Origin of the sequence: Methylosinus sp. PW1 (assembly GCF_000745215.1) — a bacterium.
GTDB lineage: Bacteria > Pseudomonadota > Alphaproteobacteria > Rhizobiales > Beijerinckiaceae > Methylosinus.
The window spans coordinates 48,909-70,629 of record NZ_JQNK01000009.1; the positions used below are offsets into that span (position 1 = coordinate 48,909).

The 21,721-nt window shown below is 66.9% G+C and carries 19 protein-coding genes; 3 read left to right on the forward strand and 16 right to left on the reverse strand.

The features are described from left to right. Positions 1–153 precede the first annotated feature (153 nt). The 3 genes from K369_RS09580 (at position 154) to K369_RS09590 (ending at position 4,042) form a co-directional block, all read left to right on the forward strand. A complete protein-coding gene (locus K369_RS09580; RefSeq protein WP_018265095.1) occupies positions 154–1,440 on the forward strand; it encodes a citrate synthase in 1,287 nt (428 codons plus the stop codon). A gap of 119 nt (positions 1,441–1,559) precedes the next feature. Further along, positions 1,560–2,207, forward strand: coding sequence for a hypothetical protein (locus K369_RS09585; protein ID WP_036290628.1), 648 nt, complete (start codon positions 1,560–1,562; stop codon positions 2,205–2,207). A 410-nt stretch (positions 2,208–2,617) separates the two neighbouring features. Beyond that, on the forward strand, positions 2,618–4,042 hold the full coding sequence (locus K369_RS09590) for a PAN domain-containing protein (protein ID WP_084570620.1): 1,425 nt from the start codon (positions 2,618–2,620) through the stop codon (positions 4,040–4,042). Positions 4,043–4,252: 210 nt separating this feature from the next. Here the strand turns inward: K369_RS09590 and lpxB are convergent, their stop codons facing one another. The 16 genes from lpxB to K369_RS09670 form a co-directional block, all read right to left on the reverse strand. Beyond that, the gene (gene lpxB / locus K369_RS09595; RefSeq protein ID WP_036290632.1) at positions 4,253–5,413 is read right to left on the reverse strand and encodes a lipid-A-disaccharide synthase; all 1,161 of its coding nucleotides are present in this window, start codon (positions 5,411–5,413) and stop codon (positions 4,253–4,255) included. A gap of 4 nt (positions 5,414–5,417) precedes the next feature. Then, positions 5,418–6,233, reverse strand: a complete 816-nt coding sequence (lpxA, locus tag K369_RS09600) for an acyl-ACP--UDP-N-acetylglucosamine O-acyltransferase (RefSeq protein WP_036290635.1) — start codon at positions 6,231–6,233, stop codon at positions 5,418–5,420. Positions 6,234–6,261: 28 nt separating this feature from the next. Beyond that, positions 6,262–6,723: a 3-hydroxyacyl-ACP dehydratase FabZ gene (gene fabZ, locus K369_RS09605; protein WP_036290637.1), complete on the reverse strand. Its 462-nt coding sequence runs from the start codon at positions 6,721–6,723 to the stop codon at positions 6,262–6,264. A gap of 78 nt (positions 6,724–6,801) precedes the next feature. After that, a complete protein-coding gene (gene lpxD, locus K369_RS09610; RefSeq protein ID WP_036294717.1) occupies positions 6,802–7,845 on the reverse strand; it encodes a UDP-3-O-(3-hydroxymyristoyl)glucosamine N-acyltransferase in 1,044 nt (347 codons plus the stop codon). A gap of 177 nt (positions 7,846–8,022) precedes the next feature. Continuing rightward, complete coding sequence (gene bamA / locus K369_RS09615) at positions 8,023–10,509, reverse strand: outer membrane protein assembly factor BamA (protein WP_036290639.1); 2,487 nt, start codon at positions 10,507–10,509, stop codon at positions 8,023–8,025. A gap of 353 nt (positions 10,510–10,862) precedes the next feature. Next, on the reverse strand, positions 10,863–12,005 hold the full coding sequence (rseP, locus tag K369_RS09620) for an RIP metalloprotease RseP (protein WP_198033188.1): 1,143 nt from the start codon (positions 12,003–12,005) through the stop codon (positions 10,863–10,865). A 75-nt stretch (positions 12,006–12,080) separates the two neighbouring features. Further along, a complete protein-coding gene (dxr, locus tag K369_RS09625) occupies positions 12,081–13,325 on the reverse strand; it encodes a 1-deoxy-D-xylulose-5-phosphate reductoisomerase (protein WP_051949188.1) in 1,245 nt (414 codons plus the stop codon). Between the two features lie 10 nt (positions 13,326–13,335). Next, positions 13,336–14,202, reverse strand: coding sequence for a CDP-archaeol synthase (locus K369_RS09630; protein ID WP_156967834.1), 867 nt, complete (start codon positions 14,200–14,202; stop codon positions 13,336–13,338). Continuing rightward, positions 14,199–14,978 (reverse strand): isoprenyl transferase, encoded by a 780-nt coding sequence (locus K369_RS09635; RefSeq protein WP_036290645.1) that lies wholly within the window; start codon positions 14,976–14,978, stop codon positions 14,199–14,201. The genes K369_RS09630 and K369_RS09635 overlap by 4 nt, the downstream gene beginning before the upstream one ends. A gap of 71 nt (positions 14,979–15,049) precedes the next feature. After that, entirely contained in the window at positions 15,050–15,610 is a 561-nt protein-coding gene (gene frr / locus K369_RS09640) for a ribosome recycling factor (protein WP_036290647.1), read from the reverse strand. A gap of 131 nt (positions 15,611–15,741) precedes the next feature. Further along, positions 15,742–16,470: a UMP kinase gene (gene pyrH / locus K369_RS09645; protein WP_036290651.1), complete on the reverse strand. Its 729-nt coding sequence runs from the start codon at positions 16,468–16,470 to the stop codon at positions 15,742–15,744. Between the two features lie 95 nt (positions 16,471–16,565). Then, on the reverse strand, positions 16,566–17,849 hold the full coding sequence (locus K369_RS09650; protein ID WP_036290654.1) for a glycosyltransferase: 1,284 nt from the start codon (positions 17,847–17,849) through the stop codon (positions 16,566–16,568). Next, positions 17,846–18,184: a hypothetical protein gene (locus K369_RS09655; protein WP_036290656.1), complete on the reverse strand. Its 339-nt coding sequence runs from the start codon at positions 18,182–18,184 to the stop codon at positions 17,846–17,848. Before K369_RS09655 ends, K369_RS09650 begins: the two co-directional genes overlap by 4 nt. A gap of 66 nt (positions 18,185–18,250) precedes the next feature. Continuing rightward, positions 18,251–19,291: a hopanoid-associated sugar epimerase gene (gene hpnA, locus K369_RS09660; protein WP_245278161.1), complete on the reverse strand. Its 1,041-nt coding sequence runs from the start codon at positions 19,289–19,291 to the stop codon at positions 18,251–18,253. 209 nt (positions 19,292–19,500) lie between these two features. Beyond that, on the reverse strand, positions 19,501–20,253 hold the full coding sequence (locus K369_RS09665) for a CDP-alcohol phosphatidyltransferase family protein (RefSeq protein WP_036290660.1): 753 nt from the start codon (positions 20,251–20,253) through the stop codon (positions 19,501–19,503). A 196-nt stretch (positions 20,254–20,449) separates the two neighbouring features. Continuing rightward, positions 20,450–21,523 carry a polysaccharide biosynthesis/export family protein gene (locus tag K369_RS09670; protein WP_245278162.1) on the reverse strand — a complete coding sequence of 358 codons (1,074 nt, stop codon included), beginning with the start codon at positions 21,521–21,523 and terminating at the stop codon, positions 20,450–20,452. Between the last annotated feature and the right edge of the window lie 198 nt (positions 21,524–21,721).

Below are 21,721 nucleotides of genomic sequence, written 5' to 3' on the forward strand. Positions count from 1 at the left end.
GCGGCCCATGGCGCGAAAGCGCCTGCGCTCGAACGATTTTAGCTGGCGAGATCGAGCCGCGGGGAAAGCGCGGCTCGGGCGTGGCGTAAAATATGCTGCGGCGTTTCGCCGAAGCACCGCGAAACTGCACGGATAACGCGAGAAGGTGGGGCCATGACGAAAAAAGAAGCGTCCTTTCACACCGGCGAGAAAACCGTGAGCCTGCCGATCATGGAGGGAACGATCGGCCCCAGCGTCGCCGACATCCGCAAGCTCTACGGCGATACGGGCATGTTCACCTACGACCCGGGCTTCACCTCCACGGCGAGCTGCGAGTCGAAAATCACTTATATCGACGGCGATGAGGGCATTCTCCTCTATCGCGGCTATCCGATCGACCAGCTCGCCGAGCACGGCGACTTTCTCGAGACCTGCTATCTGCTGCTCTATGGCGAATTGCCGACAGCGACGCAAAAGGCCGATTTCGACTATCGCATCACGCGCCATACGATGGTGCATGAGCAGATGGCGCGCTTCTTCCAGGGCTTCCGCCGCGACGCGCATCCGATGGCGGTTATGGTGGCGTCGGTGGGCGCGCTCTCGGCCTTCTATCACGACTCGACCAATATCGCCGATCCGGTCGAGCGCATGGTCGCCTCGACGCGCATGATCGCCAAGCTGCCGACGCTGGCGGCGATGGCCTATAAATATTCGATCGGCCAGCCCTTCGTCTATCCGAAGAACGACCTCGACTATACGTCGAACTTCCTGCGCATGTGCTTCGCCGTTCCTTGCGAGGAATATAAGGTCAATCCGGTGATGTCGCGGGCGCTCGACCGCTTCTTCATGCTGCATGCCGATCACGAGCAGAACGCCTCCACCTCCACCGTGCGTCTCGCCGGATCGTCCGGCGCCAATCCTTTCGCATGCGTCGCGGCGGGCATCGCCTCGCTGTGGGGACCGGCGCATGGCGGCGCCAATGAGGCGGTGCTGAAGATGCTCGCCGAGATCGGCACGCCGGACCGCATTCCGATCTATATCGCCAAGGCCAAGGACAAGAACGACCCGTTCCGCCTGATGGGCTTCGGCCATCGCGTCTACAAGAACTACGACCCGCGCGCGAAGATCATGCAGCGCACGACGCGCGAGGTGCTGGCCGAGCTCGGCGTGAAGGACGATCTCCTCGATGTGGCGATCGAGCTGGAGCGCATCGCTCTGCACGACGAATATTTCATCGAGAAGAAGCTCTATCCGAACATCGACTTCTATTCCGGCATCACGCTGAAGGCGATGGGCCTGCCGACCACCATGTTCACCGTGCTCTTCGCTGTGGCGCGCACGGTCGGCTGGATCGCACAATGGAAGGAGATGATCGAGGATCCGGGCTCCAAGATCGGCCGTCCGCGCCAGCTCTACACGGGCGAGAAGCAGCGCGACTATCTGCCCATGTCCAAGCGCTGATATCATCTACTCTGCGGCCTTCGCGTCCTGGATGCGAAGGCCGAAACGTCTTGTGCGCTCACGCACAGCTTTCCGGCTCCGCTCTCGCCATTGTCTCCTCACCAAACGGGGAGGCGGAAATGATCGAGACGGGGTCCTATGAATTGCTCTCTTTCGAGGAGGCGCGCCAGAAGCTGCGCTTCGATCGCGAGATCAGCCTCGGCCTCTTCGATCTCTCCACTTTCCGCATCGCTTATTGCCCGGGCGATTTCGCCTATGTCGGCGACATAGAGCTCTATCAATGGATGTGGTGCGACAAGATCGCAGGGCTCGTCGTCGATGGCGATATGACGATCGACGGCGATCTCATGGATAATTCCTTCGACGGCTCGGCGGCCTTCGTGCTGGCGCGCGGCAATCTCAGAGCGCGCACGGTCACGCTCGGCGGCGCCGAGGTGGTCGTGCGCGGCGATCTGCGCGCGGAAGGCGCGGTCTTCAACAGCTCGAGCGCCGGCCGCTGCGAGATCGGCGGCTCGCTCTCTGCGAGCCATCTCGTCACCGACGATCATGCGACCGTCGTCGCCGGGCGCACGCCCGCGCGCTCTTTCGCGCTCGGCTATGTCGATCCGACGATGAGCGAGAAGCTGCGCGTCGCCGAGTCCTATCTCGACATATTGACGCCCGAGGCGGCGACAGAATTCGACGCGCGCAGCCGCCGCACGGGCTCGGAGATCGTCGTTCGCATCGTCTCCGCCATTCGCTCCGGCCGCGCCGTCCTGCGCGCGTGATCTTCGAGCCGCCGGCGCCGGCTTTTCCGTAAGTTGCACGGGAGCGGGCGCGCGACTCGAAATCGACATGTTCGTCGCCGCCAATGGCGACGTTCGCCTCTCGATTCACGCGAGCATTTTTCGCCCTGCGCGTGCTTTTCGTCGCTGCGTTTCAATCATCGATTTCAGCCCCGGCGAATCGCCGAATCGCGTCCCGTGCGATTCGCCACGATCGGATCATTCGTCATGAGCGAAACGCCCCCGCCCCGCGCGCGGCAAAATCCCCCGTGTCCCAAGGGACCGCCCGTGAACTCCGTCGTCGCCGCCGCGACGACGGCGCATGATTTGGACGAGCGCAGCAAATCCGTATTAGAAACCGAACGTGATCGAACGACCGCGCAGCGGCCGAGAGCACGAAGCGGGAGACGACGATGGGTGCTGTGAACGATGTGGCGCGGCGCGAGGCGAGCGCTCCCGACGCGCGACGTTCATGGGACGAGGTCGAGGCGCAATATCGCGAGGAATGCGCGACGATGCTGCGCGACGCGCGCCGTCATTACGAGCAGCGCGCCGCGCGCGAGCAGACGACGGTCGAGAATGTGCTCGCCGCTTTCGCCCGCGATTTCGACGCCTGGCTCGATCGCGAGCGGCGCGGAATCTCCACGCCCAAGCCGAACCTCTCCACACTGTTCGAGATCTGGCTGGAACGGGGCGCTCGGCGGCTGGAGCCGCCGAGCCCGCCGAGCGAAAGCTCTGAAGCCGATACGCGATCACAGGAGCTGGAGCAGCGTCTCGACGAAGGCGCCCGACATATTCAGCAGTTGGAGGAGCGCCTCGCCGAGGCGCAGAGGCGCGCGGCGCAGCGAGCGGCGGAAACGGCCGCCGCCATCGCAGCCGCGCCGCCGCCGCCGCGCCGCCGCGGACGCGCCCTCATCGTCACAGCGCTCGTCCTTTTCGCCGCCCTCCTCGGCGGCGGGCAATGGGCGCGGCGTTCGGAGGCGGCGCCGCCCGAGCTGCGCGCGGCGCTCGCGCATCTCGACGCTTCCGCGCGCGAGCTGGAGACGCGCGCCCGCGCGACGCTCGGCGATCTCGCGGCGAGCCGAGCGCGCGAGGAGGCGCTCGCGGCGCTGCTTCGTGAAGACAAGGCCTATGTGATCGCGCGCGCGATCGCCGCCGATCCTGAACTCGCGCGCGCCAAGATATCCCCCTTCACGCCGAGCAGCCCGGCGCCTGTCGCCGGAGCGCCGTCCGAGCCGCCGGCGAAAGAGGCAATCGCCGCTGCGACTCAGATCGCGCCGCGAGCCGAGACGCCAGCGCCGGAGGCGACGACAGCGCTCGCGCCGGAGGAGGAGCCGGAGCGGCTTCCGCCCGCCGTCATCGGCCAGCAAAAGCCGACGGCCTTTCGCGGCTTCGACAATCGCGACCTCGCGGGGCCGACGCTCGCCACTCTGCGCAAGCTCGATCAGCCCGCCTGCGTCGCCGCCTGCCGCGGCCGCGACGATTGCCGGGCCTATGCCTTCGATCGCTGGAATCGCACCTGCCGCCTCAAATCCGCGGCCGTCGCTTTCGCGCTCAATCCGCGCATGACCAGCGGCCTGCGCGAGGATATTCGCATTCCGCGCGCGCCCTCCGGCGCGCTCGCCATGGAGCGCTACCCGTCGAAGGCCTTCCCCGGCGCCGGCTATAAGACGGCCTCCGTCGAAGGTCCCGAGGCCTGCGAGGCCGCCTGTCGCGAAGAAGACGCCTGCGTCGCTTTCACCTTCCGTCTCGACGAGAGCGCCTGTCATTTGTTCAAGTCGACCGGAGAATATTTTTCCAATGAGCTGGCCGACAGCGGCGGAAAGCGTCAAGAATAGAGCGAGACCGCGTTATTCGCTCCCGAAAGAGCAGGACGAGACGGTTGCGACGAGGCTCTGCTCGCAAACTTTGCGCGATCTATCCCAAATGGGGGATGCAGCGGCGGCGGAGCGGAGCTAATGCTCGAGCGTTGTTGCTGGTCGATACGTTTTACATATTGCGGGGAGGTCACGCGTCCGGAAGCGCGGCCTCCCCTATTTATTTGCGCATCAGGCGTGCGCCCGTCCATCCATCCATGCCAGCACGCGCTCGGCGGCGCGCGCGCTCGGGCTGCGTCCATCCGCCAGCATGCGATCGCGCACACGCGCGAGGCCGCTCGATTGCACCGCGCGCTCGCCGCCGCCGCGCAGGAGCGGCTCCAGCGCCGCCGCGAGCGCCATGGGCTCCGCGCGTTGCTGCAGAAATTCGGGAATGAGCCGCTCGCCGAGCACCAGATTGGGCAGCACGATGCTGTCGACGCTGATGAGCGCGCGCAGCGGCCATTCGATCGGCGCGACCTTATAGGCGACGACCATGGGAACTCCGGCGAGCGCCAGCTCCAAGGTCGCCGCGCCCGAGGCGACCAGCGCCGCACGCGCCCGGCGGAAAGCCGCCGGCTTCTCCTCTTGCGAGAGAAGCCGCGGCCGCAGCGGCCAGCCGGCGAGGCGCGCTTCAATGTCTTCGGCGACATGGGGCACGACAGGGAGGGCCACATCCAACGGCCCGCATCGCGCGGCGAGCGTCGCCAATGTCTCTCCGAAAGCCGGCATGAGCCGCGCCACCTCGGCGCGGCGCGAGCCCGGGAGGACGAGCAGCAGCGGCGTCCCCTCCTCGCGCGCCGCCAGCTCGGCGGCGGATGGCGTCAGCGCGTCGAGGCAATCGAGCAGCGGATGGCCGACATGGACGCAGGCCGGGCCGCCGAGCCGTAGATGCGCCGCGGGCTCGAAGGGCAGCACGGCCAGCACCTCGTCGATATAGGCGCGCATCGCCCGCGCCCGTCCCGGCCGCCAGGCCCAGACGGTCGGGCTCACATAATCGAGGATCGGCAGTTCCGGCCGCGCGCGCCGCACCCGCCGCGCGACGCGATGCGTGAAGTCCGGCGCATCAATGAGCACGAGGCAATCGGGCTGCGTCTCCACGATCGCCCGCGCCGTTCGGTCTATGCGCTCCAGCAGCCGCGGCAGGAGGCGCAGCACGGGAACGAGGCCCATCACGGCGATATCGCCAAGGGGAAACAGGCTCGCGAGCCCTTCGCGCGCCATCGCCTCGCCGCCGACGCCGGAAAAGCGAATATCCGGCCGCTCGACGCGCAGCGCGCGCATCAGCAGCGCGCCGAGGAGATCGCCGGAGGCCTCCCCCGCGATGAGAAACACATGGCTGGGCCTCGCCACCGCCCTAGCCCCGCGCCGGGCGCGGCGCGCAGAGCGGCCGCTCCCGCTCGGCGCGCAGAAAGGCGATCAACGCCTCCACGTCCTCGGCGCCGGCAAAATCCCGAGCGACGGTTTCGACTCGCTCGGCTAGCACCTCCACGCCCGTCTCCTGCGGGAACAAGCAACGAAACGCGTCGCGCAAAACAGCGAGGCGCGCGTCGGAAAAGCCGCGCCGGCGCAGGCCGACGAGATTGAGGCCGAACAAATGCGCGCGATTGCCGCCCGCGAGGCCGAAGGGAATGAGATCGCCCTCGAGGCCCGAGAGGCCGGCGACGAAGCTATGCGCGCCGATGCGCACGCGCTGATGCACGACCGTCGCGCCGCCTATCGCCGCATGATCGCCGATGCGGACATGGCCGCCGAGCAGCACATTATTGGAGAGCACCACGCCATCGCCGATCACACAGTCATGGCCGACATGGGAATAGGCGAGAAAGGCGCAATCGTCGCCGATGCGCGTCTCGCCGCCGCCCGCCGGCGTTCCGACGTTGATGGTGACGCCCTCGCGCGCGAGGCAGCCGCGGCCGATGACGAGCGCCCCCGGCAGGCCGCGGGATTTCAAATCCTGCGCCGCGGCGCCGAGCGCTGCGAAAGGGTGGATTTCCGCATCCGGGCCAATGCGCGTGCGCCCCGCCAGAACCACATGCGAGAGGAGGCGCGCCCCGGCGCCGAGCTCGACCTCGGCGCCGATATGGCAGAATGGCCCGATGACGACGCCCTCGCCGAGGCGCGCGCCGACCTCGACGACAGCGGAAGGATGGATGCGCGCGCTCGATGTCATGAGGCCCTTCCGGGCGATGCGGCGGCGCTCAGGCGCCGATCATCACGCTCAGCTCCGCCTCGCAGACCAGCGCGCCATCGACCAGCGCCCGGCAAGCGTACCAATAAATATCGCGTCTGCGGGCCTTTTTGACGACATGAAACTCGAGACGATCGCCCGGCGTCACCGGACGGCGGAATTTCGCCTTGTCGATCGTCGTGAAGAAGACCTTGCGATTCGAGCCCTTCGGCAGCATGTGAGCGGCGATGGCGCCCGCCGTCTGCGCCATGGCCTCCACCATCAGCACGCCCGGAAACACCGGATTTTCGGGGAAATGGCCCTGAAACTGCGGCTCGTTGAAGGTGACGTTCTTCAGCCCGACGCCGCTCTCGTCGCCGCGAATATCGATGATGCGATCGACGAGCAGAAACGGATAACGATGCGGCAGCAGCTCCAAAATCTGATGGACGCCGAGGGTTTCCGGCGCATCGGCCGTTGTTTCTTCGTTCATTTTCTTTTCTCCCCTCCGGGTCCGGGCGTCTCTCTCCCGCCGGCCCGTCTCTCATTCCTCCGGCGTCCGGCGCCGGTTTTACCTCGCCTCACGGCGGGATTGACGATCGAGCAGAAGCTCGCCGCGCAAATGGCGCCGCACCGGGCGCGCCGGCGCGCCGCTCCAGCGCGCGCCGGCCGGCACATCGCGGGTCACGCCGGATTTGGCGGCGATCTGCGCGCCCTCGCCGATGGTGATATGGCCGCCGACCGCCGATTGGCCGCCCAGAGCGACGAAGTCGCCGAGCTCACAAGAGCCGGCGAGTCCTGATTGCGCGACGATGACGCAGCCGCGGCCGATCACCACGTTGTGGCCGATCTGGACCAGATTGTCGATCTTGGTCCCTTCCCCGATGATGGTGTCGCGCGTCGCGCCGCGGTCGATCGTCGTATTGGCGCCGATCTCGACATCGTCCTGAACGATGACGCGGCCGATCTGCGGCGCCTTCACATGACCCTCCGGCGAAAGCGCGAAGCCAAAGCCATCCTGACCGAGCCGCGCGCCAGAATGAAGGATGACGCGGTCGCCGATGAGCGCGCAAATCACGCTGACATTGGCGCCGATGGAGCAGTCGCGCCCGATGCGGACATCCGGGCCGATCACGGCTTGCGGGCCGATGACGCTGCCCGAGCCGATCTCCGCGCGCGGCCCGACGACGGCGCCGGGATCGACTAAGACGCCCGGCTCCAGCCGCGCCGTCGGGTGGATGATCGCGCCGGGCGAGACGCCGCTCGCGGAAAATAGCGACTGCGGCCGCAGCGAATCGGGAAACAGCCGCGCCATCACCCTCGCCATGGCCTTGTGGGGCTCGGGCGTCACCAGCGGAATGACGCCGCTCGGCAGCGAATCGAGATCGCGCGCGCGCAGCAGGCAGGCGGTGGCGCGGCAGAGGCGAAGAGCCTGCGCATAACGTCGACGGTCATAGAAGGCGAGCTCGCCCGGACGCGCCAGATCGAGCGGCGCGACGCCGACGATGATTTCCTGCACACCCGATCCGGCCTCGTGAAGGCGCGCGCCCGCGATCTCGGCGACCTCCGCCGGCGTCAGCGGCCGGTCGAGGCGGAAAAAACCAGCGGCGCCCATGCCCCGCTCCTCCCCGTCGCGCCCGGCCGCGGCCGGGACGAAAAACGCAACAGAGAACGCCGGTCGGCCCGAGGCCATCCGGCGCCCTCGACGAAAACAATCCCCGAGAGGCGGGTCTCGCCGCTCGGGGATCGCAAATTCTAGTCGCTGTGTCGGTCGCGCGCCAGCGCGACGCGCTCAGAAATTGGTGCCGCCGGAGAAGCGGAAGCGCTGCGTGATGTCGCCATAGGCCTTGGACAGCACCACCGCATAGTCGAAGCGGATCGGCCCGAGCGGCGATTGCCACAGCGCCGAAGCGCCGACCGAGGAGCGAATCTGCGCGGCGTCGCCCGAGACGACGATACAGGTGCCCTGGCCGAAGGTCGGCGCCGAATAGGGATAGACGCAGGGCAGAGTGACGCCATAGAGCTTGTTGCTGAAGTTGGTGGCGCCCTTATAGCCCCAGAGCGTGCCGGCGTCGGCGAAGAGCGCGCCGCGCAGACCGATGTCCTTCGGCAGGCCCCAGATCGGGAACTGCACCTCGAGCGATCCGCCGATGTAATTGGAGCCGCCGAGCGAGTTGCCGCGCGAGCTGGTCCAGTTGGAAATGTCGCGTGGGCCGAGGCCGCCCGGCGCAAAGCCGCGCACCAGCGTCGGGCCGAGGTTGAAATTGTCCATCACCCGGAACTGATAGTCGCCGAGCGCGAACATATTGCCGCCCTGCACGCGCGCGATGCCGACCACATCGTCCACGAAAGGAATCTCGTGGAAGTAGCGGAGGTCGCCGGTCGTGCGCACGTAGCGGCTGTTTCCGCCGAGGCCGGCGATATCCTGCGACAGCTGCGAATGGATGCCGTTCTTCGGATTGCGGAAATTATCGAGCGAATTGTACGACAGCGTGTAGCCGACGAGCGAGGTGAGGCGGGAGCCCTGCGACTCCTTGATGGCCAGCGAGGCCTCGCCATTGGACTGACAATTATACAGCACGCTGAGATCGGCCGGCGTCGGCGCGAAGATATAGCCGAAGCCCGGCGTATATCCCGGCAGCGGCGTCTGACAGTCGTTGTAGGGACGATTGCTGTCGTTGGGGATGGAGATCGTCGTGTTGTAGATCGAATAGCGCGGCGAGAGGCTGATCTCCTCGGTGATCGGAATGCCGAAGCGCAGCGTGCCGCCGATCGAGGTGGTCGAATAATAGGAGTAATTATAAGCGTCCGACTTCTTCGCGAAGAGATCGAAGCCCGCCGAGAAGCGCTGGTCGAGGAAGTAGGGCTCGGTGAAGCTGAAGGACACGCCGCGGGCGCGCTGGCCGGCCTGCACCGAGAGGCGCGTCGCCTGGCCGCGGCCGAGGAAGTTGCTCTCCGACACGGAAACTTCGCCGATGAAGCCTTCCGTCGTCGAATAGCCGCCCGACACGCCGAAATTGCCGGTCGCCTGATCCTCGACGTCCACATTGACGACGACGCGATCGGCAGCCGAGCCCGGCTCGTTGGTGACGCGGACCTTCTTGAAGAAGCCGAGGCCGTTGAGACGACGTTCGGCGCGATCGATCAGCACGCGATTATAGGCGTCGCCCTCGCCGATCTCGAACTCGCGGCGAATGACGTAATCGCGCGTGCGCGTGTTGCCGCGAATATTGATGCGCTCGATATAGACGCGCGGACCCTCGTCGACGACGAAGCGGATCGCCACCGTCTGAGCGGCGGGATTGCGTTCGCCGCGTGGGCGCGCCTGCGAGAAGGCGTAGCCCTTCTTGGCGATCTCGCGGGTCAGCGATTCGACCGTCTTCTCCACCGCGTCGCCATTATAGACGTCGCCGGCGGAAAGACGCAGATACGGCTGCAGAGAGGCCGGATCGATATCGGGCAGATGCGATTCGACGTCGACATTGGAGACACGATACTGCGGCCCCTCCTCCACGACGACCGTGATGACATAGCCGCCCTGGGCGGGATCGAACACGGCGTCGGAGCTGACGACATGGAAATCGGCGTAGCCGTTCTTCAGATAGAAGCGGCGCACCAATTCGAGATCGGAGGCGATGCGGTCGGGATCATAGACGTCGCTCGTCTTGATGAACGACAGGAAGTTCATCTCCGTCGTTTCCATCAGATCGACGAGACGGCCGGTCGAGAAGACGGTGTTGCCGACGAACTTGATTTCCTTGACGCCGGTCTTGTCGCCCTCCTCCACCGTGAACACCACATCGATGCGGCCATTGGGCAGTTGCACGGTGCGATAGGTGATCTTGGCGGCGGCGCGGCCGGAGCGCTTGTAGATCTCGAGCAGGCGCGCGATGTCCTGCTGCACGATGGCCTGATTGAACGAGCCATGCGCGCGCGTGCGCACTTCCGAGGTCAGCGTGTCGGTCTTGACCTTGCTGTTGCCCTCGAAGACGACGCGATTGATGAGATTGGTCTCCGACACACGGATGACCACGTTTCCCTTCTCGCGGGTGGCGCTCACATTGGCGAAGCGGCCGCTGTTGCGCAGCGCCTCTAGTCCCTTTTCGACCTCCTCCGGGCTGGTGCCGGAGAAATAGGAGCGGATCACGTCGGAATCGCCGCGGGCGTTGCCGACGACGACGATATCCTGAGCAAAGGAAGGAAGAGAGAAGCCGAGGACCGCCGATACCACGGCTGCCAAGAGATAGGAACGATTCCGAAAAGCCTCGATGGACCGCATTGTCAATCCTAAGTCCTCGTCGCGCCGTCGCCCGCCGAAAGCGGCGCGGCTCACGAACTGGGACAACGCACGCACGCTACCGCACGCCGTCCGATCCGATGTTCACCTTCTACAAGGTTTACCGTTTACTGCAAATGCCGAACGCCGCGAGTTTTCCCGTTTTGCCCGGCCCATCGCCGCGAAGCCGCTTTTTATGGTCAGCGTCGCGTTAACGTCGGGAACCCGCGGCGTGAGGCCGCGAGTCCCATGAGGCGATCCTGCCCAGAATGATGGCGAAAAGCGGTCATAACCGCTGGTCTCGACCAATTCGCCCCGAATTTCAGTGGGGAGAAAAGGACGAGACACGAAGCCGGTCAGTCGACCCCTGCGCCGGTGAAGCGGCGCAACAACCTGGCGAGGTCATTATAGGTGGAGAACACCATCAAGGTGCACACCATGGCGAGCCCGACTCGGAACGCGTATTCTTGCGTACGTTCCGCCAGCGCGCGGCCGCGCGCCGCCTCGATCAGATAGAAGAGCAGATGTCCGCCGTCGAGGAGCGGCACCGGCGCGAGATTGAGCAGGCCGATCGAGATCGACAGGATCGCGATGAGATTGAACAGCGGGCCGACGCCCACCTTGTCGATCGCCTTGGCCATTTGGCCGGAGACCTGCGCAATCCCGATCGGGCCGGACAATTGGTCGGTCGCCTCGCGGCCGACGACGAGGCCGCCGAGATAGGAGGCGGTGCGCCCGATGATCGTCCAGGTCTCATTGACTGCGAGGACGAAGGACTGGCCGACGCCGAAACGCTCCTCGCGCAGGTCGGCGGGGTCCGAGCTCGCCTGCAGGCCGATCATGCCGATCTTGGTCTTGCCGAGCGCGGTCTCGATCTCCCGCAATTGCGGGGTCGCCTGCAGCGGCACATCCTCGCCGCCGCGGCGCACGACGATGCTGAGCGGCTTGCCGGTGGAGGCGGAGACGATCTCCTGCATCTTGCCGAAGCTGTCGATCGGCTCGCCGTCTATGGTGAGGACGAGATCGCCCTTCTGGAAGCCGGCCTGCTCGGCCGCGCCGCCCGCCTGCACGGCGGCGACCTTGGGCAGCAGCACATTGCGGCCGAAGGAGGCGTAGAGAAGGGTGAAGATGACGATCGCCAGCAAGAAATTGGCGAGCGGCCCGGCCACCACGATCGCGGCGCGCTTCCATACCGGCTGGCCGAAGAAAGTGACCTTGCGCTCCTCCTCCGGCATGGCTTCGATGCGCTCCGGATCGGGCACGCTGGCGCCATTGGCGTCGCCGTGGAACTTCACATAGCCGCCGAGCGGAATCGCCGCCACGCGCCAGCGCGTGCCATAGCGATCATGGAAGGCCCAGAGCTCTGGCCCGAAGCCGATCGAGAAAGCGTCGATCTTGACCCCGCACCAGCGGCCGACGAGGAAATGGCCGAGCTCGTGGAAGAAGACCACCATCGTCAGCACAAAGACGAAGGGGACGACATAGATGAGGATCGTCATGAGCAAGTCCAGCAAAGCGATACTCCTGGCAAACGCTACGCACCAAGAGTCCGCCACGCGGCCTCGCTCTCTTGGTTACTGAAGCGTTAACATGCCCGAAGCCTGGTTCATCGCCAAGGCGCCGCGCGATCTTTCTCTCACAATATGGTCAATATCGAGGGCGTCCTCAACGGTGGCCGGCTCACGCGCCGTGCCGTCCTTGAGCGCGGCCTCCAGCGCCTTCTCGACCTCGCGGGCGATTCCGGAGAAGCCGATGCGGCCGGAGAGGAACGCCTCGACAGCGATCTCATTGGCGGCGTTGAGCACTGTGGGCAGGCCCCCGCCCTCGCGCAGTGCGTCGAGCGCGAGGCCGAGCGCTGGAAAACGCTCTAGATCCGGCTTCTCGAAAGTGAGCGCGCCGAGCGCGATGAGATCGAGCCGCGGCGCCGGCGTCTCGATTCGCTCGGGATAGGCGAGGCAATGGGCGATCGGCACGCGCATGTCCGGGCGGGCGAGCCCGGCCGTGACCGAGCCGTCGGAAAAGCTGACGAGCCCATGCACGATGGATTGCGGATGCACGATGACGTCGAGCTTTTCCGCCGGCACGGCGAAAATATGATGCGCCTCGATCAGCTCGAGGCCCTTGTTCATCAGGCTGGCCGAATCGATCGTGTTCTTCGGCCCCATCGCCCAATTGGGATGGTTGAGCGCCTGCTCCACCGTCGCGGCCTCGATCGCCTCCCGGCTCCAGGTGCGGAACGGGCCGCCCGAGGCGGTTATGGTCATTTTCTCGATTCGCGAGACGTCCTCGCCGCCGAGCGCCTGGAAAATGGCGTTATGCTCGCTGTCGATGGGCAGCAGCCGCGCCTTTCGCTCATGCGCCGTGCGCATGAAGGGCGCGCCGGCGCAAACGAGGCACTCCTTATTGGCGAGGGCGACGACGCGGCCGAGCGTGAGCGCCGCATGGGTCGGCTCGACTCCGGCGGCGCCGACGATGGCCGACACGACGAGATCGGCCTCGCGCGTCGCGGCCTCGATCACGGCCTCGCGTCCGGCCGCGACTTGAATATTGGTGCCGGAAAGCGCCTCCTTCAGCGACGCATAGGCGTCCTCGTCGCGAATGGCGACGAATTCCGCCTTCAACGCCAGCGCGGTCCGCGCCAAAGCGGCATGGTCGCGCCCGCCCGCGATCGCCGCAACGGAATAGCCTTCCGGGTCGCGCATCAGCAGATCGACGGTGGAGCGCCCGATCGACCCGGTCGCGCCGAGCAGCGCGATTCGCTTCGGCGGCCGGCCGCGCGATCCCGTCCCGAGCTGATCAGATCCTGTCCCTGTCGCCATGTGACGCCGCCTACCAGATGAAAATGCCGGCGGCCAGGGACTCCTGACCGCGCAAACCGCCGAGCAAGGCCACGAAGGCGCTGGCGAAGATGAAGCCGTCGACGCGATCCATCACGCCGCCATGGCCGGGGATGAGCCGGCTCGAATCCTTCACGCCGAAACGGCGCTTGATCCAGGATTCGAAGAGATCTCCCGCCTGCGCCAGCGCCGCCGCGACAATGCCGACGAAAAACAAAGGCAGGGTCGCCGCCGCGCTCCAGCGGCTGAGATAGACGACGCCGACGCCCGCCAGCGCGCCGCTGGCGACGCCGACCAGCGATCCCGACCAAGTCTTGCCGGGCGAGACGCGCGGCCACAGCTTCGGCCCGCCGATCAGGCGGCCGCCGAAATAGGCCATCACATCCGTGCCCCAGACCACGGCGAACAGCCAGGCGATGGAGAGCGCGCCATAATCGGACGAATGGCGCAGCACATTGGTGGAAACGATCAGCGAGCCGGCGTAGAGCAGCCCGGCCGGAGCCCACAGCCTGCGCCCCGGCCCCGCCAGCATCGAGAGAATCGCCGAAAAGAAGACGAGCGAGGCGAGCGCGGCCGGGCCGTTGCCATGGGCGGCGAAAGCCGTCGCTCCGGCGAGAGAGGCGCCGCCGAGCGCGAAGCGCGCGAGCGCCATCTTGCCGCCGACGATGCTCTGCCACTCCCAGGAGACGGCGAAGCCGGCGAGCAGCCAGAACAGCGCGAAGGCGTCGCCGCCGACATAGAGCGCGACCACCGCGGTCACGATCAGCGCCGCCGCCGAGCCGATGCGGGGGCCGAGATCGGAGAATTGCCCGCCCTTCGCGCCGGCTTTGGCGGCGGGCGGCTCGGAAGACTCGCTCATGAAGCGGTCTTCGCTCTGCAGTCGACCGGCGCGAGGCCCCCGAAACGCCGATCGCGCTGCGCATATTCGTCGATCGCCGCCTCGAAATCCGCCCGGCTGAAGTCCGGCCAATGGACGGGCACGAACAGCAATTCCGCATAGGCGGCCTGCCACAGCATGAAATTGGACAGGCGCTGCTCGCCGCTGGTGCGGATGATGAGGTCAGGATCGGGCATGTCCGCCGTGTCGAGGCGCCGGGCGATCGCCTCGGCGTCTATGTCCTGCGGGCGCAGCCGGCCGGCGGCGACCTCCTCGGCGAGAGCGCGCGCCGCCGCGGCGATCTCCTGCCGCGCGCCATAGTTGAAGGCGACGACGAGGGTGAGGCCGGTGTTGGCGGCGGTCGTCTGCTCGGCCTCGCGCAAGAGCGCAGCGATCTCGGCCGCGAGATCCTCGCGCGCGCCGATCACCTTCACGCGGACATTATTGCCCTGCAGCTCTGCGAGGTCGTTACGGATGAATCGATGCAGCAGCGCGAGCAGGCTCTGCACCTCCTCGGGCGGACGCGACCAATTTTCCACAGAGAAGGAATAGACCGTCAGATAATCCACTCCGAGCTCGATCGCCGCGCGCACTGTCTTGCGCAGGGCGTCGACGCCACGCCTATGACCCTCGAATCGCGGCAGGCCTCGCGCGGCCGCCCAGCGACCGTTGCCGTCCATGATCAAAGCGACATGACGCGGCGCGGATCTCGGCGCCAAGGCCGGCGCTCCCAGCTCCAATATCCCACCATCTCCCATTTTTTTGTTCCGCGCCTACTCGAGAGCTCGGACCGGATCGGCCGGCGTCTCGTGAAAATCGAAAAGACAAATCAAACCTGCATGATCTCTTTTTCTTTTTGCGCGAGCATGGCGTCGATCTCGCGCACCGACTCGTCGGTCGCCTTTTGCACCTCGGCCTCGTGACGTTTGGAGTCGTCCTCGGGAAGAGCGTGATCTTTCAGAAGCTTCTTCAATATGTCGATGCCATCGCGTCGAACGTGGCGCACCGCGACCCGCGCGTCCTCGGCATATTTGTGCGCGACCTTCACCAGCTCCTTGCGGCGCTGCTCATTGAGCTCGGGCGTGCGAATGCGCAGCACCTGACCCTCGATGGTCGGCGAGAGCCCGAGATTGGAATCGCGAATCGCCTTGTCGACGGCGCCGACGAGGCCCTTGTCCCACACCTGCACGGCCAGCATGCGCGACTCCGGCACGCTGATCGTGGCCACCTGGTTGAGCGGCGTCGCCTGGCCATAGGCCTCGACGTGGATCGGCTCCAGCAGGCTCGCGGAGGCGCGTCCGGTGCGAAGCCCGCCGAGCTCGTGCTTGAGCGTCGCCAGCGCGCCCTGCATGCGGCGTTTCAGTTCGGGCAGATCGAAAGTCTGAGCCATAGGAAACTTTGCCTATTCGTGAAGTCTGTCGGTTCGAACGAGCGGGCCGCGCCGGCTCAGGGGTCGGAGCGTTTCATAGAACATAATCCGCCGAGGCGGAAATCGCCGCCGCATTCCGAGGGCGTCGTCCTCTAAGGAACGACATCGGTGGCCCGCCCTCGTCCTTCCAGCACCGCGCGGATCGCGCCCGCCTCGGCGATGGAGAAGACGATTATGGGAATCTTGTTCTCGCGAGCAAGAGCGAAGGCGGCGGTGTCCATCACGGCGAGGCTTTTCGCGATGGCTTCGTCATGGGTCAGCTGCTCATAGCGCCGCGCCGAAGGGTCGCGCTTGGGATCGGCGGTATAGACGCCATCGACCTGAGTCGCCTTCAGCACGGCGTCGGCCGAAAGCTCCGCGGCGCGCACCACGGCGGGCGTGTCGGTGGTGAAGAAAGGCAGGCCGGTGCCGCCGGCGGCGATGACGACGCGGCCCTTGTCGAGATGATGCAGCGCCGCCCGCCGCGAATAGGATTCGCAGAGCGAGGGCATGGGCACGGCCGAGAGCGCGCGCGCCTGGCGGCCCTGCGCCTCTATCGCCTGCTCGAGCGCGAGCCCGTTCATCACCGTCGCCAGCATGCCGATCGAATCGGCGCGAGCGCGCTCTATGCCCTTGTCGGCGCCTTGAATGCCGCGAAAGAAATTGCCGCCGCCGACGACGACCGCGATCTGCGCGCCGAGAGCGGCGGAAGCGGCGAGATCCTTGGCGATGCGCTCCAATGTCGGCGCGTGCAGGCCATGCGGGGCGTCGCCCATCAGCGCCTCGCCCGAGAGCTTGACGACGACCCGCTTCCATTTCGGCGGGCTCGAAGGGTCCGTCATCGACGCCTCTCTTTCGCTGGTGGGCCTTTGTTCGACCTTAATAGGAAACCGCCGCCGCTCCGGCAAGGCGCGCTGCGCCGTAGGAGCGGCGGCGGTCACAAAGCGCGGAGGAATTCGTCGATCGTCTCGAAAAAAGAAGCGGCGTCGCGGCGTGGGAACCCCATGATTCGACGCGAGGCCGCGGCGCGGCGCGGGGAATCGTGGGCGCTATAGTCGAGAATGGCGTCGCGCCAGCCGAGACCGTCGAGCGGATCGATATAATCGAGCGTATCGTCGGCGATCTCGCGAAAAATCTCTATGTCGGAGGCGATGATCGGCGCGCCGCAGGCCGCTGCCTCGGCGATGGGCAGTCCGAATCCTTCCGCGAAAGAGGGTGCGAGCGCAGCCCGCGCGCCGGCCAGCAGCCGCCGCATCGCCGGCGTCGACAGGCCGGAGACTTCGATCACATGCGGCCGCAGCGCCGTGCAGCGCTCCAGCATGTCGAGCACATTCTCATTGTGCCAGCCGCGCTTGCCGACGAGGACGAGCTTGGGCGTCGCATCCCCCTCGTGCTCGGCGAGCTCGCGCCAGACATTGAGCAGCAGCATGTGATTCTTGCGCGGCTCGATCGTCCCGCAGAGCACGAAATAGGTCTTGTCGGCGAGACGCGAATCGACGGCCGTCTTTGTTTCGAAGGTGGGCGCGACCGGCAGGCCGGCGAGGCAGATCGGCAGATCGTCCCTGCCCTGCCCGCGTGCGAAATCGGCGACGCGGCGCCCGACCGTCTGCGAGCCGACGACGACCCCCGCCGCGAGCCGGGAGATATTGCCCATGGCGGCGCGATGCTTGTCGCGCTCCGCCGGGCGAAAAAGCTCCGGCGCCTCGAGCGGCAGCAGATCATGCACGAAGAACACAGGCTTCACGTCCGGCCGTGACTCGAGCCAGCGCAAATGCCAATTCTTGTCGACCGGGAACTGGCTGGCGTTCACATAGATGGCGTCCCTCGGCGCCTCGGAGGGCGGGCGACCAAGGCGAAAGGCCCAGCGGCGCATAGCGCGCCAATTTTCCGGGACGACGCCCCATCCGCGCCGCCGAATCCGCGCCGCGCCGAGCTGGGTGGAAGGCGCCTCGCCGAGCGTCGCGACGAGCCGCTCGAACGCCGCGTCCTCGCGCGGATCGAGAAACTCGTTCCAATAGGTCTCTATGTCGGTGAGTGTCTGCAGCGCCTCTTTCGCAGTGGCGAGCCGTGGCCCCGGCGCCGCAGTGGCCAGCGCAACGCTGTCGCCGGCGGCGAGAAAATGCCGCGCCAGAGCGAAATCGACCCGATCTATGCCATTGGGCGTCGGATTGAGCGCGCGCGTGACGAGTCGCGTGACGTCATAGACCACGGGCCGCTTCATTGGCGGCATCGCTCGCCGCGCTCGCGGCATCGCCAATGGTCGATGATGTCGTTCGATTCGCGAATCACGCGCTCGCTCTCCTTGGCGAGACATTCGCGATAATGGAAGACGGAGGCGATATAGGCCTGGACCTCGGCCCCGCAGGCTTCGGCCGGCCGGCCGGGCATGAAGACGCAAGGGGGCGCGCCCGGCTGCACGCAGAGATTGAAGCCGGGAGCCGCCTGAGCGAAAGCCGCCTCGGGAAATGAGAGCGCCGCCGCCGATGCGGCGAGGCGCATGAGGAACAGCAGGCGCCGTCCCGCGCCGCGCTCGGGCGGACGCCGATCGATGATCATCCGACGCTCGTCATGAAAACTGTCACGCGCGGAGAATTGCCCCGTCGCGCGGCCGCGCGCAAGCGCCTATTCGCCGGGCGCTCCACCCGGCGCGCGGCGGGCGCCGGACGGCGCCTCGCGCGTCTCGGCGGCGCGCGCGCCGAACCATTCCACCGCGTCGGCGAGGGCCTGCCGATAGGGGCGCGAACGATAGCCGAGCTCGCGGCGCGCCTTGGAATCGTCGAAGAACATGGTCGTCGCCGAAAGGCGCAGGCTCTCGACATTGAGGAAAGGCTCGCGGCCGGTGAGGCGCGCCAACGCCTCATTGGCGTGAGCGAGCGGCAGCAGCGGCCAGCGCGGCAGCCGCACGCGCGGAGGACGGCCGCCGATGAGAGTCGCCACCTCGGCGAGCAGCTCGGAGAGCTCCACATTCTCGCCGCCGAGAATATAGCGCTCGCCAATTCGGCCCTGGCGCAGAGCCGCGAGATGGCCGGCGGCGACATCCGCCACATGCACCACGGCGAGGCCGGTGTCGACATAGGCCGGCATATTGCCGCGCATCGCCTCGAGGACGATGCGGCCGGTCGGCGTCGGGCGGACGTCGCCGGGGCCGAGCGGCGCGGAGGGATTCACGATAATGGCCGGCAGCTGCAGCCGCTCCACCATATCCTCGACCAGCCGCTCCGAGAGGAGCTTGCTGCGCTTATAGGCGCCGAGCCGGTCGCAGGCCTCGAGCCGACGCGTCTCGTCGCAGAGGCCGGAGGCGTCGGGCGCGAGCGTCGCGACGCTGCTCGTATGGACAATTCGCTCGACGCCGGCGCGCAGAGCCTCCTCCATGACGATGCGCGTCCCCTCGAGATTGGTGCGCATGACGACGCGGGGATCGGGCGCCCAGAGGCGATAGTCGGCGGCGACATGGAAGAGATAGCGCACGCCCGTGAGCGCGGCGCGCAGGCTCTCGCGCTCGGTCACATCGCCTTCGAAAATCTCGTATTGCGAGCGGAGATTGGCGCGCGGGCTCGTCGGCCGGACGAAAGCGCGCACGCGAAAGCCCTGCTCGTGCAGCAGGGCGGCGACGGCCCCTCCGATGAATCCGCTCGCCCCGGTGACGAGGGCGATATCACGCATGTCGCTCGTCATGGCCAAAACGTCGACAGGCTCCGTTGCGCCGGCGCCGGAGGCGCCGCTCTCACGAGGCATTTGGGGCGCGCGCCCGCCAAAGCAAGTCCGGCGGCAAGCTCGCGCTCGCGCCGCAGGTCGTCACCCCGGCAAATATCGCCACCTTGGAAAATCCGATGCGCCGTCAAAACCGAGCCTGCCGTCCTGTTCCGTCGCCGTTAGCCGGCCGAGACGCCGGGAAGCTCGCGCGCGGGCTCGGCCGGAGCCGGCTCGGCCGCGGAGCGGCGCGTCGGCAGGCGGTGGATGGTCGCCGATTCATGCTCGTCGTCGCGGTCCATCCGCGACAGATCCTGACGCACCATCAGAACGAAGAGCGCGAAGGCGATGGCCGACATCGTTCCGATCGTCACGTCGAGAATGGAGAAGCGCCACAGCCGCGCCTCCACCACCTGCGGGCCGAGCCAGCAGGCGAAGAGGCTCCAGGCCGCGACCAGAATGCGGAACTCGGTCGCGCCCATGCCGCCATAGGACAGGCGATGCACGCCCGCCGTCGCCACGCGCAGATAGGTGTAGGAGCTCATCAGCAGATAGAGCGACAGCACGAACAGCGCCGAGGGAAGCGTGAAATAGGGCGAGACGCCGAGCCCCACGACGATCAGGCTCTGCGCGATCAGATCGCTCGAATGATCGAGCAGGAAGCCGTAGCGCGGACGCTCGATCCCGCGATAACGAGCCAGCGTTCCGTCGAGCGAATCGCCGAACCAGTTCAGGAACAGGCCCGCCACCACCAATGCGAGGAAGCCGGCCGACCAATGGCTGAGCGCGAAGCCCGCCGCCGTCATCGCCGCGCCGACCAGCCCAGCCGCCGTCAGATGATCCGGCGTGGTCCAGGCGGGGAGCCGCGGCGCCAGCGCCTGCAGCACGCGCCGCTCGCCGATCGCCAAAAGGCTCGTGTTCAATCGGTTCGCCAAGAAACCCCCTCGAAAACCAAGCCCGCCCTCGCAGCCCAGAGCGCCGGTGACACAGTCTCACCCGGGGCCGCGCGTCTTATTGCACCGCAATATCCTCAACCGTCAGCTTGCCCGCGGCGGGCCTTCGCGTCAATCGCTATCACCGCGCCTCCAGCCGAATTTCGGACGGTCCAGTAATGGCTTCGCGCATAAGTGGTCACTTCACCGCAGCGCCGACCGCCGCACCCTGAATCGCCGGCTGCGTCAGCATGGAGACGAGCTGGAACGCCTTGGCGATCTCGGTCACAGGCGCATTGGACACATACAATATATCCTTGTCCCGCATCGCGAATCGCCGCGCCGTGAACAGCGACGCCGGATTGCGCATGTCGAGATGATAGGCGACCGGAATCAGCCGTTGCGAGGCCAGCAGCGGCGACACGGTCGGGTAATCGGCGATCACCGCCGTCGGCTCGTAACGCAGCACGAACAAGCCGCTCGGATCGGCGCGCTGATCGGAGAGGCCGCCGGCCTTGCCGATCGCCTCCTCCAGAGTGATTCCCCGCGCGTCGAAAGGCACGACGGCGTTGGCGCCGGTCGCGCCGGCGACCGTGAAGGTCTGCGGCGTGCGCTCCACCGTCAGCACATCGCCCGGACGCACGAAAATATTCTCGCGCGGATTGGCGAGCAGCGCCTGGATCGGCGCGCGCGCTGTGCGGTCGCCGCGCGTCAGGCTGACGAAGGTCTCGTGCACCGGCGAGCGAAAGCCGCCGGCCTGGGCGATGACGTCCATCACGCGGTCGCCGCGCAGCGTCAGCGGCACGCGCGCGCCCTGCGTCACCTCGCCCGTCACCGTCGCCGTATTGCTGATGTTGCGCGACACATTGACCAGCGCCTGCGGCTCGATCGCCTTGCCGCGCAGCCGCTCGATGATGACCGCCTCCACCTCCTGCTGGGTGCGGCCGGCGACCTGTATGCGCCCGGCGTAGGGAACCGTCACCGAGCCGTCGCGCCCGACCGTCTGATCGGGAATCGCCGCCGAGCGCGAGCCCGGACTGGTTCGATCCGTCGCCGGCGAGGAGAACAGGCCGCCCGCGGCCGCCTCCCAAAGAGTGATCTGCAGCGTGTCGCCGACGCCGATCGGCTGAGAGGCCGGCGGACGATAATCGCCGAAGGAGCCGCGCAGGCCGGGCGCGCCATGCTTGGCCAGCGCCGCCACCACCTGGCCGTCGATCTCGACGAGGGCGAAAGCCGTCTCCGGCTGCGATTCGCTCGGCACGCCCGCGGTCATCACCGCATCGCCCGAAGGGCCGCTGCCCGGAAGCAGGCTGCAGCCCGAAAGCAGGGCCGCCGAAACCGACACAAGCCCGAAAATACGAAGCGTCTTCAAAACCACGCCGCCCCCGACCAATGCTCCGAGCCGCTCCCGAAGCTTCGCCGCGCGCCCAAATGACCCCGTCTCTTTGGCGAAGACAAGGCCCGACGCGCC

Bases quoted from the DNA above. Each gene is read 5' to 3' on its own strand.
- K369_RS09670 (WP_245278162.1), bottom strand. From the start codon at position 21,523: ATGACCGCGGGCGTGCCGAGCGAATCGCAGCCGGAGACGGCTTTCGCC.
- dxr (WP_051949188.1), bottom strand. From the start codon at position 13,325: ATGGCGACAGGGACAGGATCTGATCAGCTCGGGACGGGATCGCGCGGC.
- fabZ (WP_036290637.1), bottom strand. From the start codon at position 6,723: ATGAACGAAGAAACAACGGCCGATGCGCCGGAAACCCTCGGCGTCCAT.
- frr (WP_036290647.1), bottom strand. From the start codon at position 15,610: ATGGCTCAGACTTTCGATCTGCCCGAACTGAAACGCCGCATGCAGGGC.
- hpnA (WP_245278161.1), bottom strand. From the start codon at position 19,291: ATGCGTGATATCGCCCTCGTCACCGGGGCGAGCGGATTCATCGGAGGG.
- pyrH (WP_036290651.1), bottom strand. From the start codon at position 16,470: ATGACGGACCCTTCGAGCCCGCCGAAATGGAAGCGGGTCGTCGTCAAG.
- K369_RS09585 (WP_036290628.1), top strand. From the start codon at position 1,560: ATGATCGAGACGGGGTCCTATGAATTGCTCTCTTTCGAGGAGGCGCGC.
- K369_RS09630 (WP_156967834.1), bottom strand. From the start codon at position 14,202: ATGAGCGAGTCTTCCGAGCCGCCCGCCGCCAAAGCCGGCGCGAAGGGC.
- lpxA (WP_036290635.1), bottom strand. From the start codon at position 6,233: ATGACATCGAGCGCGCGCATCCATCCTTCCGCTGTCGTCGAGGTCGGC.
- K369_RS09580 (WP_018265095.1), top strand. From the start codon at position 154: ATGACGAAAAAAGAAGCGTCCTTTCACACCGGCGAGAAAACCGTGAGC.
- K369_RS09590 (WP_084570620.1), top strand. From the start codon at position 2,618: ATGGGTGCTGTGAACGATGTGGCGCGGCGCGAGGCGAGCGCTCCCGAC.
- K369_RS09655 (WP_036290656.1), bottom strand. From the start codon at position 18,184: ATGATCATCGATCGGCGTCCGCCCGAGCGCGGCGCGGGACGGCGCCTG.
- K369_RS09650 (WP_036290654.1), bottom strand. From the start codon at position 17,849: ATGAAGCGGCCCGTGGTCTATGACGTCACGCGACTCGTCACGCGCGCG.
- K369_RS09635 (WP_036290645.1), bottom strand. From the start codon at position 14,978: ATGGGAGATGGTGGGATATTGGAGCTGGGAGCGCCGGCCTTGGCGCCG.
- rseP (WP_198033188.1), bottom strand. From the start codon at position 12,005: ATGACGATCCTCATCTATGTCGTCCCCTTCGTCTTTGTGCTGACGATG.
- lpxD (WP_036294717.1), bottom strand. From the start codon at position 7,845: ATGGGCGCCGCTGGTTTTTTCCGCCTCGACCGGCCGCTGACGCCGGCG.
- bamA (WP_036290639.1), bottom strand. From the start codon at position 10,509: ATGCGGTCCATCGAGGCTTTTCGGAATCGTTCCTATCTCTTGGCAGCC.